Source organism: Clostridium sartagoforme, from assembly GCF_004794105.1.
GTDB lineage: Bacteria > Bacillota > Clostridia > Clostridiales > Clostridiaceae > Clostridium > Clostridium sartagoforme_B.
In genome coordinates, this window is record NZ_SRYR01000007.1 from 106,984 (window position 1) to 129,250 (window position 22,267).

General features: G+C 29.4%; 18 protein-coding genes and 1 pseudogene. 17 read left to right on the forward strand and 2 right to left on the reverse strand.

Annotated features, from left to right (window positions below; translation table 11 throughout):
• Positions 1-6: 6 nt before the first annotated feature.
• The 11 genes from cls to E5347_RS12635 all read left to right on the forward strand — a co-directional run bounded on the left by cls (position 7) and on the right by E5347_RS12635 (position 13,531).
• Positions 7-1,428 carry a cardiolipin synthase gene (gene cls, locus E5347_RS12585; protein ID WP_136007580.1) on the forward strand — a complete coding sequence of 474 codons (1,422 nt, stop codon included), beginning with the start codon at positions 7-9 and terminating at the stop codon, positions 1,426-1,428.
• 704 nt (positions 1,429-2,132) lie between these two features.
• Positions 2,133-3,146, forward strand: a complete 1,014-nt coding sequence (gene aroF / locus E5347_RS12590; RefSeq protein WP_136007581.1) for a 3-deoxy-7-phosphoheptulonate synthase — start codon at positions 2,133-2,135, stop codon at positions 3,144-3,146.
• Positions 3,147-3,395: 249 nt separating this feature from the next.
• On the forward strand, positions 3,396-4,454 hold the full coding sequence (gene aroB, locus E5347_RS12595) for a 3-dehydroquinate synthase (RefSeq protein ID WP_136007582.1): 1,059 nt from the start codon (positions 3,396-3,398) through the stop codon (positions 4,452-4,454).
• A gap of 157 nt (positions 4,455-4,611) precedes the next feature.
• Positions 4,612-5,901, forward strand: coding sequence for a 3-phosphoshikimate 1-carboxyvinyltransferase (gene aroA, locus E5347_RS12600; protein WP_136007583.1), 1,290 nt, complete (start codon positions 4,612-4,614; stop codon positions 5,899-5,901).
• Positions 5,879-6,961, forward strand: a complete 1,083-nt coding sequence (gene aroC, locus E5347_RS12605) for a chorismate synthase (RefSeq protein WP_136007584.1) — start codon at positions 5,879-5,881, stop codon at positions 6,959-6,961. Before aroA ends, aroC begins: the two co-directional genes overlap by 23 nt.
• Positions 6,961-8,085, forward strand: a complete 1,125-nt coding sequence (pheA, locus tag E5347_RS12610; RefSeq protein ID WP_136007585.1) for a prephenate dehydratase — start codon at positions 6,961-6,963, stop codon at positions 8,083-8,085. Before aroC ends, pheA begins: the two co-directional genes overlap by 1 nt.
• 599 nt (positions 8,086-8,684) lie before the next feature.
• Positions 8,685-9,095, forward strand: a complete 411-nt coding sequence (locus E5347_RS12615; protein ID WP_136007586.1) for a GNAT family N-acetyltransferase — start codon at positions 8,685-8,687, stop codon at positions 9,093-9,095.
• A 578-nt stretch (positions 9,096-9,673) separates the two neighbouring features.
• The gene (gene aroE / locus E5347_RS12620) at positions 9,674-10,498 is read left to right on the forward strand and encodes a shikimate dehydrogenase (protein WP_136007587.1); all 825 of its coding nucleotides are present in this window, start codon (positions 9,674-9,676) and stop codon (positions 10,496-10,498) included.
• Positions 10,499-10,826: 328 nt separating this feature from the next.
• The gene (locus tag E5347_RS12625) at positions 10,827-11,333 is read left to right on the forward strand and encodes a shikimate kinase (protein WP_136007588.1); all 507 of its coding nucleotides are present in this window, start codon (positions 10,827-10,829) and stop codon (positions 11,331-11,333) included.
• A gap of 144 nt (positions 11,334-11,477) precedes the next feature.
• Positions 11,478-12,491 carry a 3-deoxy-7-phosphoheptulonate synthase gene (gene aroF, locus E5347_RS12630; protein WP_136007589.1) on the forward strand — a complete coding sequence of 338 codons (1,014 nt, stop codon included), beginning with the start codon at positions 11,478-11,480 and terminating at the stop codon, positions 12,489-12,491.
• Positions 12,492-12,688: 197 nt separating this feature from the next.
• The gene (locus E5347_RS12635) at positions 12,689-13,531 is read left to right on the forward strand and encodes a prephenate dehydrogenase (protein ID WP_136007590.1); all 843 of its coding nucleotides are present in this window, start codon (positions 12,689-12,691) and stop codon (positions 13,529-13,531) included.
• A gap of 110 nt (positions 13,532-13,641) precedes the next feature.
• Here the strand turns inward: E5347_RS12635 and E5347_RS12640 are convergent, their stop codons facing one another.
• A complete protein-coding gene (locus tag E5347_RS12640) occupies positions 13,642-14,679 on the reverse strand; it encodes an HD-GYP domain-containing protein (protein ID WP_136007591.1) in 1,038 nt (345 codons plus the stop codon).
• A 531-nt stretch (positions 14,680-15,210) separates the two neighbouring features.
• Between E5347_RS12640 and E5347_RS12645 the strand changes: the two genes are divergently transcribed.
• On the forward strand, positions 15,211-15,774 hold the full coding sequence (locus E5347_RS12645) for a class IV adenylate cyclase (protein ID WP_136007592.1): 564 nt from the start codon (positions 15,211-15,213) through the stop codon (positions 15,772-15,774).
• Positions 15,775-15,849: 75 nt separating this feature from the next.
• Positions 15,850-16,683: a ZIP family metal transporter gene (locus E5347_RS12650; RefSeq protein WP_136007593.1), complete on the forward strand. Its 834-nt coding sequence runs from the start codon at positions 15,850-15,852 to the stop codon at positions 16,681-16,683.
• Between the two features lie 393 nt (positions 16,684-17,076).
• Here E5347_RS12650 and fba read toward each other — a convergent pair whose 3' ends face one another.
• On the reverse strand, positions 17,077-17,940 hold the full coding sequence (gene fba / locus E5347_RS12655; RefSeq protein WP_136007594.1) for a class II fructose-1,6-bisphosphate aldolase: 864 nt from the start codon (positions 17,938-17,940) through the stop codon (positions 17,077-17,079).
• Between the two features lie 388 nt (positions 17,941-18,328).
• On the opposite strand from fba, the gene E5347_RS12660 reads away from it, so the two are divergent.
• The 4 genes and pseudogenes from E5347_RS12660 to E5347_RS12675 all read left to right on the forward strand — a co-directional run.
• A complete protein-coding gene (locus E5347_RS12660) occupies positions 18,329-19,183 on the forward strand; it encodes a MurR/RpiR family transcriptional regulator (protein ID WP_136007595.1) in 855 nt (284 codons plus the stop codon).
• Between the two features lie 31 nt (positions 19,184-19,214).
• Entirely contained in the window at positions 19,215-20,117 is a 903-nt protein-coding gene (murQ, locus tag E5347_RS12665; protein WP_136007596.1) for an N-acetylmuramic acid 6-phosphate etherase, read from the forward strand.
• 18 nt (positions 20,118-20,135) lie between these two features.
• The gene (locus tag E5347_RS12670) at positions 20,136-21,560 is read left to right on the forward strand and encodes a PTS transporter subunit EIIC (protein WP_136007597.1); all 1,425 of its coding nucleotides are present in this window, start codon (positions 20,136-20,138) and stop codon (positions 21,558-21,560) included.
• A 70-nt stretch (positions 21,561-21,630) separates the two neighbouring features.
• A pseudogene (locus tag E5347_RS12675) lies at positions 21,631-22,267 on the forward strand (hypothetical protein); the annotation flags it as partial.

The following is a 22,267-nucleotide window of genomic DNA, read 5'->3' on the forward strand; positions in this document are numbered from 1 at the left end:
ATAATGATGAATAGTTCTATATTAATAATAGCTTATTTAGTTAGTATTTTATCAGCAATATCTTTAATTTTTATAGAAAGAAAAGAACCTAATACAACTTGGGCATGGTTACTGATATTATTTATATTACCTGGAGTAGGGTTCATTATATATTTGATACTAGGACAGAACTTAAGTAGGCAAAAAATATTTAGAGAAAAAAAGGTTGTAGATGAAAAGAAATCAAAAGTTTTAATGGAAAAGTTTAAGGAAGAAAAAGAAAAGGGAACATCAGCAGAATTCTTAGAATTAGTTAGAATGAATTACACTCATTCTGGAGCCATATATACTGATGGAAATTCTGTTACTACATTTATAAATGGTGAAGAAAAGTTTAACTCACTAATTAATGATATAAGAGGAGCAAAAGAATTTATACATATAGAATATTATATATTTAGAATGGATAACCTAGGTAAAACATTAATTGATGAGCTAAGCAAAAAGGTCAAAGAGGGTGTAGAAGTTAGATTTGTAGTAGATGCTATGGGATCTAAAAGTATAAGGAATAAAGATATAAAATATATAAGAAGTCTTGGAATTAAGTTTCATATCTTCTTCCCAGGAATATTACCTTATGTAAACATACGTCTAAACTTTAGAAATCATAGAAAAATAGTAGTTATTGATGGGGAAGTAGGATATGTAGGAGGCTTCAATGTAGGAGATGAATATGTAAATAAAGGTGATCAATTTGATTACTGGAGAGATACTCATATAAGAATAAAGGGTAAAGCAGTAAATGAATTAAATAAAAGATTTATCTTAGACTGGGACTATGCTTCAGAAGGTGAGCTTAAAAATTATGATAAGTATTTTAAGTTACAAGAGGATTCAGGTAATATAGGAATTCAAATAGTTTCCTCAGGACCAGATCATAAGGAAGAGTATATAAAAAATGCTTATATGAAGATAATTAACAATGCTAAGGAAAGTGTTTATATTCAAACCCCTTATTTAGTGCCAGATGAGCCAATGAAGGAAGCCTTAAAAATTGCAGCTTTATCTGGAATAGATGTAAGAATAATGGTTCCAGATAAACCAGATCACTTCTTTATGAAATGGATATTAAGTGCTAATATGGGAGATCTTATGGAGTGGGGTGTAAAATTTTACACTTATCAAAAGGGATTTATACATTCTAAGACAATAGTTTCAGATGGTAAGGTATGTAGCATTGGAACAGCTAATTTAGATATTAGAAGTTTTCAGTTAAACTTTGAAATAAATGCTATTATTTATGATGATAAGTTCTCTAAAGAACAAGAAGATATATTTATTAAGGATATTGAAGATTGTAAGTTAGTTACTATGGAAGAATATGAAAATAGAAGTAGAGCACTTAAGATTAAAGAAGCCTTAATAAGACTTGTTGCACCTATTTTATAGATTAATTAATATGGTAATAAATATTTTATATAAGTTGCAATAAAGATTCTACTTTATATTAAATTATAATTTGTGCTTAAAATATTTAAGTAGGTAGTTATCTTGGCAACTTATATCTAAATTAAAGAACGATGATTTCAGCTTAGATAATTTATTAAAAAGCATTTTTAATCTGTAATTTAATAATACTATAAATGTAGATTCTGTAGTGAAATATGGAATGTTAAATTGAAAAAATATTCTTAAAAATATTGACAATGACTTATGGTTTGGTATAATTAGGGAAAGAAATTTTTAAAAATAAATTTATGGAGGATTCTTATGAAAGGAATTATAAATAAAGCAGCACAATTTAATAGCTTTTTTTACTTTATATTCTGGGGCTTTTTCTTTAGCGCTGGCTATTTGTTCTGCAAAAAAAATAATAATTCCATTCTTATGAGTGTATAGTATAAATTTATATATTTTTTAACTAAAATATTTTGATTATTCAAGAGAACTCATAGGAGTTCTCTTTTTTAATATAAAAAAGTGATTTGAATTAATAAAGATAATAATTTAATAGAAATTTAGTTTCAATATTTGATTTTAAATTTATTTAAAATATGACTCTAAATTTTAAACAATCTAGCTTACTAGATTATAACCTAAATTATTAATTGTTAATTTTTAATTATTAATTAAAATAAAAGGGGGCTTTATTCATGGTAATAATTTTAAAACCAAAAACAAAACAAGAGGAAATTGACAAGTTAACAAATGAATTAGAAGGAGAAGGTGTTAAAGTTAACCCTGTAATAGGAACAGATCTTATTATTTTAGGATTAGTTGGAGACACTAGTAAAATTGATGCTTTAAAAATTGAGGCTAATGATATTGTAGAAAAAGTAATGCATGTTCAAGAGCCATTTAAGAAGGCAAATAGATTATTCCATCCAGATAATTCAATAGTTGATGTAAATGGAAGTGAAATAGGTGGAAATAAGCTAGCAATGATAGCTGGACCTTGTTCAGTTGAAAGCGAAGAACAGCTAACATTTGTAGCAGAAGAAGTTAAGAAATTAGGGGCAAACTTCTTAAGAGGAGGAGCATTTAAGCCAAGAACCTCTCCATATAGTTTCCAAGGGTTAAAATATGACGGATTAGAACTTTTAAAGATTGCAAGAGAAAAAACAGGACTTCCAATAGTAACAGAAATTATGTCACCATATGATATTGAAATCTTTGAAAGAGATGTAGATGTTATTCAAGTTGGTGCAAGAAATATGCAAAACTTCGATTTATTAAATGAATTAGGTAGAACTAGAAAGCCAATATTATTAAAGAGAGGTTTATCAGCTACTATAGAAGAATGGTTAATGTCAGCTGAATACATTATGGCTGGAGGAAATGAAAATGTAATTCTTTGTGAAAGAGGAATAAGAACTTTCGAAACTTACACAAGAAATACACTAGACTTAAGTGCTATTCCAGCTGTTAAGAAGCTAAGTCACTTACCAGTAATAGTAGATCCAAGCCATGCAACAGGAAAGAGATTTATGATATCTCCACTAGCAAAAGCAGCAGTAGCAGTAGGAGCAGATGGACTTATAATTGAAGTTCACAACAATCCTGAAAAGGCATTATGTGATGGTCCACAATCAATAAGACCAAATGATTATGAAACATTAGTACAAGAATTAAAAGCAATAGCAGCTGCAGTAGGTAGAGTTCTTTAATTATAACTCAGTGTGCTGAGTTATAATTAAAAATATAGAATGGATAATGAAGAATGTAGAATGGAGGAGGAAACTCAGGCAAGCTGAGTTTCTTAATCTAATTTTTATTTTAATAACTTAGCTCTGAAAAGTTATATCATTCACTTTTTATTTTTAATTCTTAATTTTAAAAAAGTAATTCCGAAGGAATTGCATCCAAAATTGTTAACTGTTAATTGCTAATTATTAATTGAAAAAAGGGGTGTAGAAATGAAACTATCTATAGATTTATCTCATAGCAAGTATGACATAGTTATAGAAAGAGGCTTATTAAGTAGGATAGGTAAAGAAGTTAAAGAATTTTTATGCACGGGTAATAAGATTTTTGTTCTTACTGATGAAAATGTTGATAAATATTATGGCGATAAGGTGGTTATGGCTTTAGAAGAAGAAGGATATCTTGTTAAAAAGCTTGTTTTAAAAGCAGGTGAAGAAACCAAATCTTTTAATACTTTACCTAAAGTTTATAATGAACTTTTAGATTTTAAGGTTAATAGAAATGATTTAATATTAACTTTAGGAGGAGGAGTGATAGGAGATTTAGGAGGATTTGTAGCATCTACATATCTAAGAGGTGTTCCATTTATCCAATGTCCAACTACTCTTTTAGCTCAAGTAGATAGTAGTGTTGGTGGTAAGGTAGGAGTAGATTTAGAAAGAGGGAAAAATCTAGTAGGAAGTTTTTATCACCCGAGGAAAGTTATTATAGATCCAGAGGTATTATCTTCATTAACTGATAAATTCTTTAATGATGGAATGGCAGAAGTTATAAAGTATGGATGTATTAAAGATAGTGAATTCTTTAAGAAACTTGAAAGTTTTAACAGTAAAGAAGAAGTTATGAACAATATTGAATACATTATTAATAATTGTTGTAAAATTAAGAAGGAAGTTGTTGAAAGGGATGAAAAAGACACTGGGGATAGAATGCTTTTAAATTTTGGGCATACAATTGGTCACGCTATTGAGCAATATTATAACTTTGGTAAATATACTCATGGTGAGGCAGTTGCAATTGGTATGTATGAAATAACTAAGTTAAGTGAAGCTCTAGGTGCAACTAAACAAGGTGAATCTGAAATAATAAAAGAAATTTTAATAAAATACAATTTGCCTTATAAGTTAGATATAAATATTGATGAAATAAAGGAAGCTATGACTTTAGATAAAAAGAATTTAGGGAAAAAGCTTAATTTAATTTTTATTACTGAAATAGGAAATAGCTTTGTTAAACCAATAGATCAAAGTCAATTATCTATTATTCATTAGTGCTGTTGCACAGGTAAGAGATAAGAAGTAAAAGGTAAGAGGTAAGAAGAAAACTCTATAGGAGTTTTGAAAGTAATTTACTCTAGTAATTCCGAAGGAATTACATCAATAATTGTTAATTACTAATTGCCAATTGTTAATTGAAGAGGAGGTTTTTATGAAAATTGAAGTGTTAAATACTAAATTAGAAGGAAAGGTTAAGATACCACCTTCAAAAAGTATGGCTCATAGAGGAATAATTTGTGCTTCTCTTAGTAGTGGAGTTTCAGTAATTGATAATATTGATTATTCAGATGATATTAATGCAACTATAGATGCAATGGTGTCTCTTGGAGCAGTTATAGATAAGAATGAAGATAAATTAACTATAACAGGTGCATTTCATAAAGATGCAAAAAGGAGTGCTGCAAGAACAATTGACTGTAATGAGTCAGGCTCAACTTTAAGATTTTTAGTTCCAATATCTCTATTATTTGATGGAATGACTAAGTTTATTGGTAGAGGAAATTTAGGCAAGAGACCACTAGATACTTATTACAATATATTTAAAGCACAAGGAATTAAATATAATGCAGTAGATAATAAGTTAAACTTAATGGTAAAAGGACGTATAAAGGCTGGAGAATTTGTTATACCAGGAAATATTAGCTCTCAATTTATAACTGGATTATTATTTACCCTTCCATTATTAGAGGGAGATTCAAAAATAATAATAAGCACAGAATTAGAATCAAAAGGATATATTGATTTAACCTTAGCTTGTATGAAGGATTTTGGTATAGATATAGAAAATAGAGATTATAGAGAGTTTATAATTAAAGGTGGCCAAAGCTATAATTCAAGAAATTATAGAGTAGAAGGTGATTATTCTCAAGGAGCTTTTTATCTTTCTGCAAATGCTTTAGGTTCTAAAGTTGAACTTCTAGATTTAAGAGAAGATTCTCTGCAAGGAGATAAGGAAGTAATAGATATTTTAGAAAGAATGGGTGCAAAATTCGAATTTAAAGATAGTATAACTATAAAAGAAAATTGTAAATTAAAATCTACATTAATAGATGCATCTCAATGTCCAGATATTATACCTGTAATATCTTTAGTAGCAGCCTTATCAAAAGGAAGAACTGAAATTATTAATGCTGGAAGACTTAGAATTAAAGAGTGTGATAGATTAAAGGCTGTTGCAACTGAGCTTAAAAAATTAGGGGCTAAGATTATTGAAAAAGAAGAAGGTTTAATAATAGATGGAGTAGAAGGATTAGAAGGTGGCATTGAAGTTTGGAGCTGGAAGGATCATAGAATTGCAATGACATTAGCAATTGCAGCTACAAGGTGTAAAAAGCCTATAATTATAAAAGATTATGATTGTGTAGCAAAGTCTTATCCAAGCTTTTTTGAGGATTACAAAATGCTAGGAGGAAAAGTAAATGAGTGCAGTATGGGGGAATAACTTGAAGGTTTCTATATTTGGAGAATCTCATGGAAATGCAATTGGAATTAATATAGATGGATTACCAGCAGGATTTGAATTAGATATGGATAAGATTTTAGAAGAAATGGCAAGAAGGGCACCAGGTAGGAATCAGCTATCTACAGCAAGAAAAGAAGCGGATTTACCTGAAATTTTAAGTGGAGTTTTCCAAGGGAAAACTACTGGAGCACCACTATGTGCAATTATTAGAAATGGAGATACAAGATCTAAGGATTATGAGAAAACTAAGGACTTTATGAGACCTGGACACTCTGATTTTGCAGGTAATGCAAGATACTTAGGTTTTAATGATTATAGAGGCGGTGGACACTTCTCAGGAAGAATTACAGCACCACTTGTATTTGCTGGAGCTATATGTAAGCAAATACTAGAAGATAGAGGAATAGTAGTAGGAGCGCATATAGCTTCTGTTAAGGATATTAAGGACAAAGCTTTTGATAGTATTAATATTTCAAAAGAAGAGTTAAAAGAATTAAGAGAAAAAGAACTTCCTTTATTAGATTCAAAATTAGAAGATAAGATTAAGCATACAATAATGCAAGCTAAATATGATGGAAACTCTGTAGGGGGAACTGTTGAGTGTGCGGTAGTTGGTATTAAGCCTGGAGTTGGAAATCCGTTCTTTGATTCTGTTGAATCTACATTATCACATTTAATATTCTCTGTACCTGCAGTTAAGGGAATAGAATTTGGAAGAGGCTTTGATATTACTACTTTATATGGTTCAGAAGCTAATGATGAGTTCTACTATGATGGAGATGTAGCTAAAACTAAGACTAATAATAATGGTGGAATTAATGGAGGCATTTCTAATGGAATGCCAATAGTGTTTAAGGTTGCTGTTAAGCCAACTTCATCTATATTAAAGGAACAAAATACTATAGATATCAAGAATAAGACAAATGTTAAATTACAAATTCAAGGAAGACATGACCCTTGCATAGCTCAAAGAGCAGTACCGGTTATTGAAGCCGTTACTGCAATTGGAATATTTGATTTATTAAAGGGGAGAGAGTAATGGGGAACTTAGAAGAGTATAGAAAGGAAATTGACTCCATAGATAGGGAGTTAGTTTCCCTTTTTGAAAAGAGAATGAATGTTGCTTTAAAGGTAGGAGAATATAAAAAAGAAAGAAACTTACCTATATTTCATAGTAAAAGAGAAGAGGAAGTAATAAAAAAGAATATTTCTCTCCTTAAGAATAAAGAATATACTGATATAACTAGAGGATTTTTTGAAAATATAATGGAGTTAAGCAGATCCCTTCAAGGAAACTTAATGGATAATTGTGAAGGGAAAAATGAAGAGCTTAATATTGATGAAAATGATGTTATAGGATATCAAGGAGTAGAAGGATCTTTTAGTGAAGAAGCTCTTATAAAATATTTTAAATCATATAGTAAGCTGCAAAATTATGAAGAGTTTTATGATGTTTTTAAGGCTTTAGAAAATAATGAAGTAAAATATGCAATTCTTCCAATTGAAAATTCCTATACTGGAGCTATTACTGCAGTTTATGACCTTTTAGTAAAATATAATTTTTATATTATAGGAGAAGAATGCATAAAAATAGATCAGCATCTTATGAGTGTTGAAGGTGCAAGCCTCGATACTATTAAAGAAGTATATTCTCATCCACAAGGCTTTGAACAAAGTAAGGGATTTTTAAGTAAGTATCCAGATCTAAGATTAATTCCATATCATAATACTGCAATAAGTGCAAAACATATAGCAGATTTGCAGGATAAAACCAAGGCGGCTATTGGAAGCAGAAGAGCTGCTGATATTTATGGATTAAATATAGTTAAAGAAAGCATTAATGATAAGAAAGATAATCATACGAAGTTTATTATAATAGGTAAGGATTTAAATTATGATGATTCCTTTAATAAGGTTAGTGTAGTATTTTCTCTAGATGATAAGGCTGGTGCGTTATATAGATTGTTAAGCCATTTTGCTGAAAATAACATCAATATGATTAAGATAGAATCAAGACCTAATAAGCATGAGTCTTGGAAATACTTATTATATGTTGATTTTGAAGGTAATTTAAAAGAGGAAACTGTTAGAAATGCTTTAGAATTAATAGAAAAGAATAGTGGATATTTTAAAATCATAGGAAATTATAAAAATAGTTTTTAAAATGTGAATAAAACTAAAAAGATAAATAGAATATGCTCCATAAGACAAATGGCTACAAAAAGAGGCATTGAATACTTAGTGAAGTTGAGTGAAACGATAGCTGAGCTTAGTATGAAAGCCCATCTACTGAAGCTTGCCTGAAGTAGATGTTCATATTAGAAGTTTAAAAAGCTACTAGACCAAGAGTTTTGGTAGAACTAAGGCTAGCTCAGACAAACCAACAACTCTAAGGGCTAGCAGCATTTACTTCACCAAGAACTTCTAATTTTTCGCCATATGCTTATTTCTCATATTCTATTTATCTTTATTTAGTATTTTGACATTTAAAATGAAAGAAGTATGGGATAAAAAAATAAGGATTCCTTGAATGATTTAATCTCGTAAATGGGATGATTTTTTTCTATATATTAGCTTATGTAGTGTATTCTAGTTATTTTTGAAGTTATATTCTTAAATATTTAATAAGAAAATATATTTTTTCCAAATAGGACTAGATTTTTATAAAAAACTATTATATAATAAAAATATAAATATTGAGAATTTTCTGAAAATTAAAGAAGCTATGGGGGTAGCAAAATTTTCAAGGGGAGGATAGAATTATGATTGGCTTTGATATTAGAAATGTACAAACAGAAGATTACAAAGCAATACAAAAACTTAATTCTAAATTAAATAACACAAAGCTTAAGGAAATTAAAGGGGATAAAAATTGTATAGCTTATGCAGCACAATTAAATGATGATGTAATAGGATATGCAATTTTCCATATTTCTAATGAAAATGATTACAAAGGAAAAATAGACATAGATGATATATTTGTAGAAGAAATGTATAGGGGATTAGGTGTTGGTCATCAACTTATGATTGAAGTAGAAAAAGCTGCAAAAGATCATAAGGCTAATTATATAACAAAATCTGATGATAATTTTGATGAAGAGGGAGGGGATTTCTTAATAAGAGAAGGATTTAATTATAATATTGAAAGGGGTTTTGAAGCAAAAGTTTCATAGAAAATTAATCCAGTCGCAGAGAAGTGTTTATCTCCCACTTTGGAAAGATAGGAGTATTAGCAATGGTAGTGATGGGATAAATAAAAAGGAGGGATGATAAGCTAAGATAAAATATCTTTAATAAAAGTGAAATTATCAGAAATGAGTAGAATAGGAGGGAGATATTAGAGTAACAAATAGAGGAGGGATATGAATATTATATTAGTATAACTAGTTGAAATAATTATTAAGAAAGGAAATTAATAAAATTTATTTAAAAAGTATGAATAAAAAGGAGTGTGGCGTGAAGGTTTGAAGAAAGATAGTAAGGAGGACAGTAAGGTAAATAGTAAGAAACCTATTTTAAGAAAAATAGTAAGAACAACGGAATTTAATTATAAGGGAGGAATGTACTATTATTAATTTAAATAGTAAAGGAGGAGTGCCAGATAATAAAATTTAATTATGAAAGGGGGAATAGGAAAATTATTTGCTCCATAATTAGAAGGTAGCAAAAGTTGATTATAGATATCAATTTTTGCTACCTTTGTTGTTATGTAATTATGTTATAATATAAAGTAAAAAAAGGGGGCATGATTATGGAATTTTACGGTTTACTTGGGGAAAAGCTTTCTTACAGTTTATCACCAGAGATTCACTTTGAAATTTTGAATTCTATTAAGAGAGAAGGGGCTTATAAATTATTTGAAATAGAAAAAGATAATTTATCTGATTTTGCAAAAGCACTTAAACTGTTAAAAGTAAAGGGCTGTAATGTTACTATTCCTTATAAAAAAGATATAATGAAAGAATTAGATGGAATCTCAGAAGAAGCAGCTAAAATAGGAGCTGTTAATACTATTTATTTAAATAATGGAAGTCTTCAAGGATTTAATACAGATTATTATGGATTTGGAGTAATGCTTAAAATAAGCGGTATAGAAGTTAAGGATTCTGTAGCAGTTATATTAGGCAATGGAGGAGCTTCTAGAGCAGTTCTTCATTATTTATTAGATAATGGAGCTAGAGAAGTTTATATAGTAAGTAGGAAGCCTAATAATGAAGAGTATAGCCTAAGCAATGTTAAGGTTATTAGTTATGAGGAATTAAAAGGGATAAAAGGGGATATATTAATTAATTCAACACCAGTAGGAATGTACCCCAATATATTAGAATCTCCAGTATCTAAAGATATTATAAGTAATTTTGCTTCAATAGTTGATTTAATATATAATCCATATGAAACTAAGTTTTTATCTTATGGAAAAGAGTTAAATAAGAAAATAGTTGGAGGTCTTTATATGCTTGTAGGACAAGCAGTTAAGGCTCAAGAAATATGGCAGGAAGAGGAGATAGATCAAGGGATTATAAAGGATATATATAATAGAATTAATATAAGATTTTTAGGTAATAAAGATAGATAGATATAAGGTAAGAGAAATTACAAAGTGTTATAAAGTGATTCTTATCTTAAGGTGGAGTTTTTTTAAAAAGTAGAGAACCCAAATCTTGTATTTTGTGTGAAGCGCTTTTACAGAGTATAGGATGCCTACTCCATCTGAAGGTTAGGAAAACTAATCCAGGCGCGTAGCAGTACTTAGTTCCTACTTGTAGAAAGGGAGAGTGTTGGCAATGGTAGCGATTGGATAAATAGAACTAGATTATATAATTTGTAATAAAGTAAAACTTTAAATTATTAAATAAGGATTAGCAATTATTATCTACGGTATTAAGAGAGGATAGGTTATAAATATGGGGAAAAATGTAGTATTATTAATTGGTATGCCAGGCTGTGGCAAAACTACTATTGGATTAGAAGCTTCAAAGAAATTAGGTTATGACTTTTATGATATGGATAGATTTGTAGAGGAAATATCAAATTCAACAGTTAAAGAGCTTTTTAGTATAAGTGAAGATTATTTTAGAGATTATGAAAGTAGAGCCTGCAGGGAATTAAGTAGCTTAAAGGGAAAAACTATTATTTCTAGTGGTGGAGGAGTAATTAAAAGAAAGGCAAATATAGATTGTTTTAAAGAGAATGGAATTATAATTTTTATAGATAGACCAGTTGAAGAAATATTAAAGGATGTAGATTTAGATTCAAGACCATTACTTAAGGATGGAAAGGATAGACTTTATAATTTATATAATGAAAGGTATGAATTATATAATATATACTGTGATTATAAAGTTATTAATAAATATACCTTAGAATATGCTATAGATAAAGTTGTAGATATTATAAAAACTTGCGAATAATAGGTAGAGAATATGAAAAAATAGAAAAAGATTTTATGAAATTGATTAACACACTTGTTTTTTTAGTTTATAATTGGTAAATTATTATAAAGGCATTTATATTACCTAATAAATGCTTATTATTGTAGTATGGAGGGATAGGATATGATTATTGTAATGAATCCAAAATGTAGTGAAGATGAAGTATTGAAGGTTAAGAGGGAGCTAGAAGGTAAGGGGTTAGGAATCCACTTATCACAAGGAGAGACATTTTGTATTATAGGAGTACTTGGAGAAACTAGAGCTATAGATTCAAATAAGCTTTTAAGATTCCAAGGGGTAGATAAAGTTCTTAAGGTAGAGGAACCTTATAAGAAGGCAAATAGATTATTTAAACCTGAGGATACAGTAATTGATGTAAAAGGTAGCTTAATTGGAGGTAACAATTTAGCTGTTATGGCAGGACCATGTTCTGTTGAAAGTGAAGAGCAAATTATTGAAATTGCAAAAAGTGTTAAAGAGTCTGGAGCAACATTCTTAAGAGGCGGGGCATTTAAGCCTAGAACATCACCTTATAGTTTTCAAGGCCTTGAATTAGAAGGATTAGAACTTTTAAAGAAGGCTAGAAAAGCAACAGGACTACCAATAGTTACTGAAATAATGTCAACAGACTATATAGATGTTTTTGAAAGAGATGTTGATGTAATTCAAGTTGGAGCTAGAAATATGCAAAACTTTGACTTATTAAAACAACTTGGTAAGACAAGTAAGCCTATTTTATTAAAGAGAGGTTTATCTGCAACAATTGAAGAATGGTTAATGTCAGCTGAATACATTATGGCAGCTGGAAATGAAAATGTAATTCTTTGTGAAAGAGGTATAAGAACCTTTGAAACTTACACAAGAAATACTTTAGATTTAAGTGCAATACCAGTAGTAAAGAGAAAATCACACTTACCAGTAATAGTAGATCCAAGTCATGCTTCTGGATACTGGTACCTTGTAGAACCACTAGCTAAAGCTGCAATAAGTGCTGGAGCAGATGGTTTAATGATAGAAGTTCATAATAATCCTCAATGTGCATTAAGTGATGGTCAACAATCAATTAAGCCAGAATCATTTAAGAGAGTAATGGATAAAGTTAGAATCTTAGCTGAGATGGAAGGAAAGAAGTTATAATATATAATTTAGGAGAAAACTCCTTATGGAGATTTTTAATTAAATTTTTAAGAGGAACTCAGCTTAGGCTGAGTTTTATCTATAATTAATGATAATAATAAGAAGTATTAAAGAGATTTATAAAACTTTAAATCTAAAGAATTTGGTACCAATTCTATTCATAATTGATAATTATTAATTGTATTAAGGGGGTTTTTATGAATATTTTAATAGTGGGACTTGGGGTTATAGGTGGAAGTTATGCTATGGCTTTAAAGGAAGCAGGGTATAATGAAGTTTATGGTATAGATAGTAATTTGGATACATTAAGAAAGGCTGAAGATTTAAATATTATTAAAAAGGGATTTTTAGCTGGTGAATGTAATAAAGAAGCTATAAGTAAAGCAGATTTAATTATACTTTCTATTTATCCAAGGTTAATTAAGGCTTTTATAGAGGAAAATAAAAGCTACTTTAAAGAAGGAACAATAGTAACAGATGCAACTGGTATTAAGGGGCCTTTTGTAAAGGATATATGTAGTAGTTTACCAGATGGGATAGACTTTATCTTTGGTCATCCGATGGCTGGAAGAGAAAAGCGAGGAATAGATTATGCATCTAAAGAGGTCTTTAAAGGAGCAAACTATCTTATTACTGTAACTGAAATAAATAAAGAAGAAAATATAATATTTTTAGAAGATATAATATATAAACTTGGATTTAAGAACATAAAGAAAATAACTCCAGAATATCATGATATGATGATTAGCTTTACTAGCCAATTACCTCATGCTATTGCTGTAGCTCTAATTAATAGTGATGAAGAAGGAAGAGATACAGGAAGGTTTATAGGGGATAGTTATAGAGACTTAACTCGAATAGCTAATATTAATGAGGATCTATGGAGTGAGTTATTCTTTGGAAATAAGGACAACCTTCTTGAGGTTATAGAACATTTTTTAAATGAAATGAGCAAAATAAAATCAGCTTTAATAGAAGAAAATGAAGATGAGTTAAAATCATTATTTATTAAATCGAGTAAACGTAGAGAAAAATTATAATATAAAAGCACTAGTATTAATTGTTTGACCATATAAAAGATTCAGGTCATTAAATTAATTACTAGTGCTTTTTATAAACTTAATTTTAATCAATTATTTGTTATTAACTGCTAAATAAGTTCTACAATATGAAGATTAGATGATTTACTTAAATCAACAAATTCATTATTAGTTAATATTAAAGGTGAATCGATATTATTAGTATTAATCTGAATTATTTTACAGGTATCACCGTTATTTAATAATGCATTTTGACCAACGTAGAAGTTTTTTAATCCTTCTAAGAATATATTGCAATACTTAAAATCAAGCTTCTCTAAACTTTCATCTCTAATAATTTTTAAGGCTTCAAGAGGACCTTTCTTTTTCTTATGTACCCTATTTGAATTAAGGGCATCAAAGGTATCAGAAATCCCTATTATCTTACCAAAATCATGGATTTGAGATCCTTTTAATCCGAGAGGATATCCACTACCATCACATCTTTCATGATGCATTAGAACTCCATAAAGGACTGAATTACTTATAAAAGGTATTTCTTTTATTTCATCGTAAGTAAGTCTTGGGTGAGTTTTCATTATCTCAAATTCTCCAGGAGTTAGCTTTCCAGATTTATTGATAATTTGCTTACTGATTTTTGTTTTACCGAAATCATGAAGCAAGGAAGCATAGACTAAGTAATGGAGTTTATTTTCACTAAATCCAGACCATTTTCCTATCATATAACTTACAGCAGCTACATTCACTGAATGTCTATAGATGATATCCTCACCACTTCCATTTAAAATTATGTTTTTTAGAAATAGAGAATTACTTTTTAGTTCATCTAATAGTTTTTCGGTATATTTATTTATCTCATTTGTAGTAGAGGATTTTAAAGTATTTGTGTTATCAAATAGTAGCTTAACATTTACAGTGATATTTTTTAATGTTTCATCTACTTTCTCTAAGTCAATAAGTTCTTTTGATTCTTCCTCACTTATATATACTTCAACTTTATCTAAATAGTATATTGAATTTAATTTACTTAATAAATGGTTTGTTAATTCGATATCTTTGCCTATTAATATAGTACCATTATAAATTATTTCCTTTGCAGTTATCATACCAGCTTCTAATTGATTAACATCTAACAATCTGTTTCTCATTTACGCATTTACCCCTTTGTCACACAAGTATATTTTTGATTATCAATGTAAAATATAGTATTATTGTAAAATTATGTTCGATAGTTTATATTTCGGATGAAAGAATGAAATTTTTAGGAGTTAATGAAGTTTTTAGGAATATTATTTAAATTTTCAAATGGTATTACAAATTTTTTATGGGCTACTACAAAGAATATGAATATTGAAGCTATTATAATTGTTTAAATTTTATAGAATAATATGCTTAGGCAATTACTATGATAAAAAATTAACTTGTTAATTTCTCAACTTAATTTAAGTTAGTAGATTTCAAATTTAGAAAAAGAGATTGAAAGAGATATCTTTTAAGAAGAGCTTAATAAAGTTTAATTTCAATAATATTAAATAGCTTGATTTCATTATTTTCCTATTGCTGATACTTTGAAATATATCATACTTTAAATGTGATTAATTAGATATAGAATTAATAATATATTTATGATAAATTGTATGTATATAAATTGAAAAATGAAGGCTATTGGAGGAATTATTATGAAAGAATTAGAAACTAGAGTAGTAGATATAGATGTAGAAAAAGTGAGAGAAACGTTAATTAACTTGGGAGCTAAAAAGGTAAAAGAAGAATACCAAATAAATAATATATATGATTTTGAAGATAATAGATTATTAAATGCAAAGGGATATGCAAGAATTAGAATTACAGATGATAGACTTAATAATAAAGAGGTAGTATATATGACTACTAAAAAGATGTTAAGTCAAGGAACATTTAAAGTAATGGAAGAAAATGAAACAATAGTAGAAGATAAGGAAGCCGCAGCAAAAATATATATTTCTTTAGGTTTAGTTTTAAAAGAGTCAATTAAAAAATATAGAGAAAGCTATAAGATTATGGATTCTTTAGTGGAAATTGATATTAATGATAAGAGTTTTTGTCCTTTTCCATATTTAGAAATTGAAACAACCTCTGAAGAAAAATTAAAGGAAATACTTGAATTACTTGGTTATAGTATTGAAGATACAACTTCTAAAACTATTTATGAGTTATTAGAAGAAAGAGGATTAGCTAAAAATAATAAAGGTAAGGGATTATAAAAATTTTTGTAACAAAAAGTAAAACTTCTTAGTAATTTATAATAAGGATTTTATTAAGTACTAAGGAGATTAAGTATGGAATGGTTTATTAATCAAAGTCCAATAGTTCAAGGATTAATTGCAACAATTTTTACATGGTTAGTGACAGCGCTTGGAGCAGCATTAGTTTTTTTCTTTAAGAGGTTTGATAGGAGAATATTAAATACTATGCTTGGTTTCGGGGCTGGAGTAATGATTGCTGCAAGCTTTTGGTCATTATTAAGTCCTGCTATAGATCTTTCAGAACAACTAGGCTATAGTGGATTTATAATTCCAAGTATAGGATTTTTTCTAGGAGGAGCATTTTTAATTTTTGCAGATAAGCTTATGGATAAGTATTCATATGGCTCAGTATTAAAAAAAGAAGAAGTAGAAGAAAGTGAAGAGGGAAGTAGTTCCAAAGTAACTAAATATAGAAAGAGTATTTTGCTTGTTTTAGCAGTTACCCTTCACAATATCCCTGAAGGATTGGCTGTTGGAGTAGCCTTTGGTGGAGTAGCGGCAGGTATTCCAGGTACATCAATAGCGGCAGCTATAGCTTTAGCCATTGGAATAGGACTACAAAACTTTCCAGAAGGAGCAGCAGTATCTCTGCCACTAAGAAGTGAAGGAATATCAAGATTTAAAAGCTTTTTATATGGACAAGCGTCTGGTATAGTAGAACCTATAGCAGGAGTAATTGGTGTAATAGCTGCTTTAACTGTAAGAAGTATGTTACCTTTTTTACTATCATTTTCAGCAGGAGCTATGATAGCTGTTGTAGGAGCTGAGTTATTACCAGAAGCATCTTTAGAAAATAAAAAATTAACTACTTTTGGATTAATTCTTGGATTTATAGTAATGATGATTTTAGATGTAGCTTTAGGGTAAATTTTACACTAAGTTTTAGCCTAGACTAAATTTCTTAGCCTACGTTAAAAATATGAGTATGGTTTAAATTGAGCAGGAATTTTTAATATATTATGCTCGGCCTCCGTCGTAAACTCCAAGTCGGCTTACGCACAATATGTTAAAAACTCCTTGAATAATTTAATCTTGTAGATGCTCATATTAGAGGTAAAAACTACTAGGACTTAGAGTTGTTGGCTTGTCTGAGCGTATGCGAATTTTACCAAAACTCGTAGCTTAGTAGTTTTACGAGCCTTAGAAATTATTTTTGTAGTATTTGTCTTATGAGCCGTCAATTTATCTTTGTGGTTATATTCACATTTTATGACAAAAAAAGAAGTATCACGTAATGTGATACTTCTCAATTTAATGGAATTAAGCTTGGTTAATTGATCCGAATAATTCCATTTTTTCTTTAACTGTAGCTTTAATAGCTTCAAATCCTGGAGCTAAAAGTTTTCTTGGGTCAAAGCCTTTTCCTTGTGTATCTTTTCCAGCTTCGATGTACTTTCTTGTACCTTCAGCAAATGCTAATTGACATTCAGTGTTAACATTGATCTTAGATACTCCAAGAGAGATAGCTTTCTTAATCATATCTTCAGGGATTCCAGTACCACCATGTAATACTAGTGGAACATTGTTTGTAACTTTGCTTATAGCTTCTAAAGCTTCAAAGCTAAGTCCTTGCCAGTTTTCTGGATATACTCCGTGGATATTACCGATACCTGCAGCTAACATTGTAACTCCTAAATCAGCAATTGCTTTACATTCATTAGCATCAGCGATTTCGCCAGCACCAACAACTCCGTCTTCTTCTCCACCGATTGATCCAACTTCAGCTTCTAAAGATAATCCTTTTTCTGAAGTTAACTTAACCATTTCTTTTGTCTTAGCGATATTTTCATCTATTGGATAGTGAGATCCATCAAACATGATTGATGAGAATCCAGCTTCCATAGCTTTTAAAGCACCTTCATAGCTACCGTGGTCTAAGTGAATAGCAACTGGTACAGTGATGTTTAATTCTTCCATCATTCCGTTTACCATTCCAACTACAGTTTTGAAACCACACATATATTTAGCAGCACCTTCTGATACTCCTAATATAACTGGTGAATTATTTTCTTGAGCAGTTAATAATATTGCTTTAGTCCATTCTAAATTGTTAATATTGAATTGACCTACAGCGTATTTGCCTGCCTTAGCTTTATTTAACATTTCTTTTGCAGAAACTAACATGGTATAATACCTCCATTAATTTATATTTTATTACAATTAAGCTATAACGCTAACTGTAGTAAGGAGAATAACTAATTAGTTGTCCTCATTACTATATATTATAACTCAAAATAGATTTAATTTAAACATAAAAATTAGTTTTTGCCTCCCAAGTGATAGAAATAATGAGATTTTTTCCATATTTACTTAATTTTCATTAGTTTTAATTGATATCCTTAAATTTTAAGAACATATATTATTAATAAGAATTAGACATTAAAAAGATAGTGATATAATATGATGAAAGTAGAGAGTTTTACCAAAATATGAAACAAAATTTCGGAATTGTGATATAATATTGAAAAGACAAAAAATAAATTGTAATATATATATGGATGGAGGTTATCTTATGAAGAGTGTAGTTGTAAAATTACAAAATTATATTGATAAGGCCAGTGAAACAGAAAAAGGAATAATAGAGTATTTGTTAAAGAATCCGGATTCAACAGTAAATAGTAACATATACCAGCTTTCAGAGAAAACCTTTTCTTCACCATCTACTATTATTCGTCTATGCAAAAAAACTGGTTTTAAAGGATATAAAGAGTTAATTCATTCATTAGTTTATGAATTAGCAATTAGGAAATCAACTGAAAAAGAAAGAGTAAAGAATATTAATAAAGAAGATAGCTTAGAGAATATTGTAGAAAAAGTCACATTAAAGAGTATTTCATCCTTGGAAAAAACAGAAAAACTAATTGATATTAAAGTATTAGAAACATGTGTGAGTCTTTTAGATAAATCTAGAAATATATGTCTATTTGGTGTTGGAGCTTCATTATTAGTTGCAAAGGATGCACATTTAAAGTTGTTAAGAATTAATAAGAGTTGTTATATTAACGATGATTTCCATGCACAGTTGTTGCAAGCACAAAATATGAGTAAAGATGATTTAGCAATAATTATAAGTTACTCTGGTTTCACAGAAGAAATGATTAAGTGTGCAAATATAGTGAAAGAAATAGGTGCACCTATTATTGCAATTACAAGATTAGAAGAATCACCTATAAGTAGAATTGCAGATTACAGATTATTAGTACCTTCAACAGAACTTGTTTTTAGAGAAGGAGCTATATCTTCTAGGATAGCACAATTAAATATAATAGATATACTATATACGGCATTTGTAAATAAGCATTATGATTCCAATATTCAACAGTTTAATAGAACTCACATACAAAAACCCAATTTATCCTTTAAGTAAACGTTATCTTATTAAATTTAGGAGGAGTGTTATGGTAGATTTAACTAAATTAACAACTGAAACTAGAAATAAGAACACTATGGATTTAGATAAAATGTCTTCTATTGAGATTGCAACAGCTATGAATATGGAAGATGAAAAGGTAATAACAGCAGTTAGGGATGCTTTGCCTCAAATATCAGAGGTTATAGATATATGCACAGAAAAGTTAAAAGGAGGTGGAAGAATTATTTATATGGGGGCAGGTACTAGTGGAAGATTAGGGTTGTTAGATGCAGTTGAGTGTCCCCCTACCTTTGGAGTACCTAGTGATTTAGTTGTTGGATTAATTGCAGGAGGTTCATCTGCTTTTATTAAGGCAGTTGAAGGTGCAGAAGATAGTAAAACATTAGGAGTTGAAGATTTAAAAGCTTTAAATGTTACTAGTAAAGATGTAGTAATAGGAATAGCAGCAAGTGGTAGAACCCCTTATGTAATTCATGGACTAAAGTATGCAAGAGAAGTTGGTTGCAAAACAGCAGTTGTTGTTTGTAATAAGGACTCTGAAATGGCAAAGTATTCAGATGTAGCTATTGAGCTTGTTGTAGGTCCTGAAGTTCTTACAGGATCAACAAGATTAAAAGCTGGAACATCACAAAAGATGGCATTAAACATGATATCTACTGGTAGTATGGTGGGGATAGGAAAGTCTTATCAAAATCTTATGGTAGATGTTATGCAAACTAATGAAAAATTAGTATCAAGAGCTGAAAATATAATTATTGAAGCAACTGGTGCTAATAGAGAAACAGCAAAGAAGGCTTTAAAAGAATCAAAGGGAAAAGTTAAAACTGCTATTATAATGATACTTCTTAATTGTAATTCTGATGAAGCAGAAATAAGGCTAGAAAAAGCTGAAGGGCATGTAAGATATGCTCTAGAAAATATTAATTAAATGAAAGAGGGGAATTATATGACAAACTTAGAATTAGCCAAAGTAATTGTTAACCTAGTTGGTGGGAAAGAAAATGTTGTTAAGGCAGCTAATTGTATGACTAGACTTAGACTTACAATAAAAGATTCCAAAGTAATTAAGATGGATGAACTTAAGAATACTGAAGGCGTACTAGGGGTTGTTGAAGCTAATAATTATTTACAAGTGGTTTTAGGACCAGGTAAAGCAAAGAAGGTTACAGATATTTGCATAGATGAATTAGGACTTCCTAGAGATGGAGTTGTAACTGAAAACTGGGAAGATAATAAGCAAAAAGTTAAAGATAATCAAAAGCAAAATAAATTTAAACAGGCAATTAATGTTATTGCAAATATATTTATTCCATTAATACCTGCAATTATTGCAGCTGGTATTTTTAATGGACTAGGAAGTTTAGTTTCTACACTACAAGGACAAGGAACACTTCCAGCAGAAGGATTCTGGAAAGCTACTCAATTAATGTTCTCATTAATTGGAGGTGGATTCTTATCATATTTTGCTATTTATACAGGTATTAATTCAGCAAAACAATTTGGTGCAACAGAAGCATTAGGTGGAATGCTTGGTGCTATTTCAATAAGTGGAAACATAGTAGCATTATCAACTATGTTAGGACTTTATGATGAAGCAGTTCCTCTAAATTCTATTTTAACAACAGGAAAAGGCGGTATTATAGGTGTTATTATTGGTGTATATATCCTTGCTAAAATAGAAAAAGCAATTCGTAAGAGAATACCAGATGTTTTAGATTTAATTCTAACCCCATTACTAACTTTATTAATTACAGGAATAATTTTCGTATTTATTATAATGCCATTAGCTGGTTTCTTATCTGATGGATTAGTTTCTGCATTAAGTGTAATTATTAATTCTTCTAATCCAGTTGTAAGTGTAATTAGTGGATTTGTACTAGCAGCATTATTCTTACCAATGGTTTTACTTGGATTACATCATGGATTAATTCCAATTTATGCAATTCAATTAGAGGCTATGGGTGGAGTTTCATTATTCCCAGTACTTGCAATGGCTGGAGCTGGACAAGTTGGTGCTGCAATAGCTATTTACTTTATTGCAAGAAAAGTTAAGAATATGAGATTACAAAAAGTAATAACAGGTGCTCTTCCAGCAGGATTCTTAGGTGTTGGAGAACCATTAATATATGGAGTTACTCTTCCAATGTTTAAACCATTTATTACAGCAGGTTTAGGAGCTGGATTTGGTGGAGCTTATGTTATGTTTACACATGTTTTAGCAAATTCTTGGGGACCATCAGGATTAGTAGCTATTCCTATAATGAAACCAGAAAGTATGCTTAACTTTTTCATTGGGCTTGTTATATCCTATGTAGCAGGATTTATAATTACGTACTTTACAATTAAAGATGCAGATGTAAAAAATGCTTAATTAACCTTAATTAACAATATATATTTTTAACGATTAAAGGGATAAATAATTAAGAGGTAAGGTGGTAAATTTGAAAACTAAGAAGAAGCTGTGCTGTATAGCTATGGCGCTAACATTTATATCATCAATGGTTGTTGCACCTTCAGTAAGGGTAAGTGCAATGGAAAATCGAAATGGTGTAGTAACAGAAGTGAATGGTAATATTAATACTTCAGGATTACAAGCAGATATAACATTTCCAGACTACTTAAATTATGTAGATGATACCTTAATAGTGAATAATATGTATACCTTTAAAGGATATAAAGGTCAAGGAAAATTATATATTACATGTAGTGATGGATTACAAAATGTAAGAGTTTTTATTAATGGGAATGAGATAGATGTTTCAGAAGCTTGCAGAAACAATGGTAAGACTTATGAAATAGATTTTTCTGATATCTCTGTAAACGATAGAAATACTATACAAGTAACAAACTTTGTTCCTGAAACAGGTAAGGTTAATATAAAAATACCATATCCAGAAGTTATCTCAGGTAGTGCTGAAGCTGTAGGAATGGATCAAAGTACTTTAGATTTAATTGATACTTTAATTAACAATGATGTTAAGTATGGATTTACAAGTGCTCAATTAGCTGTTATTAAAGATGGTGTTATGGTTAAGAACAGTGCATATGGAAAGACTAATTCTTATAATCAAGATGGTA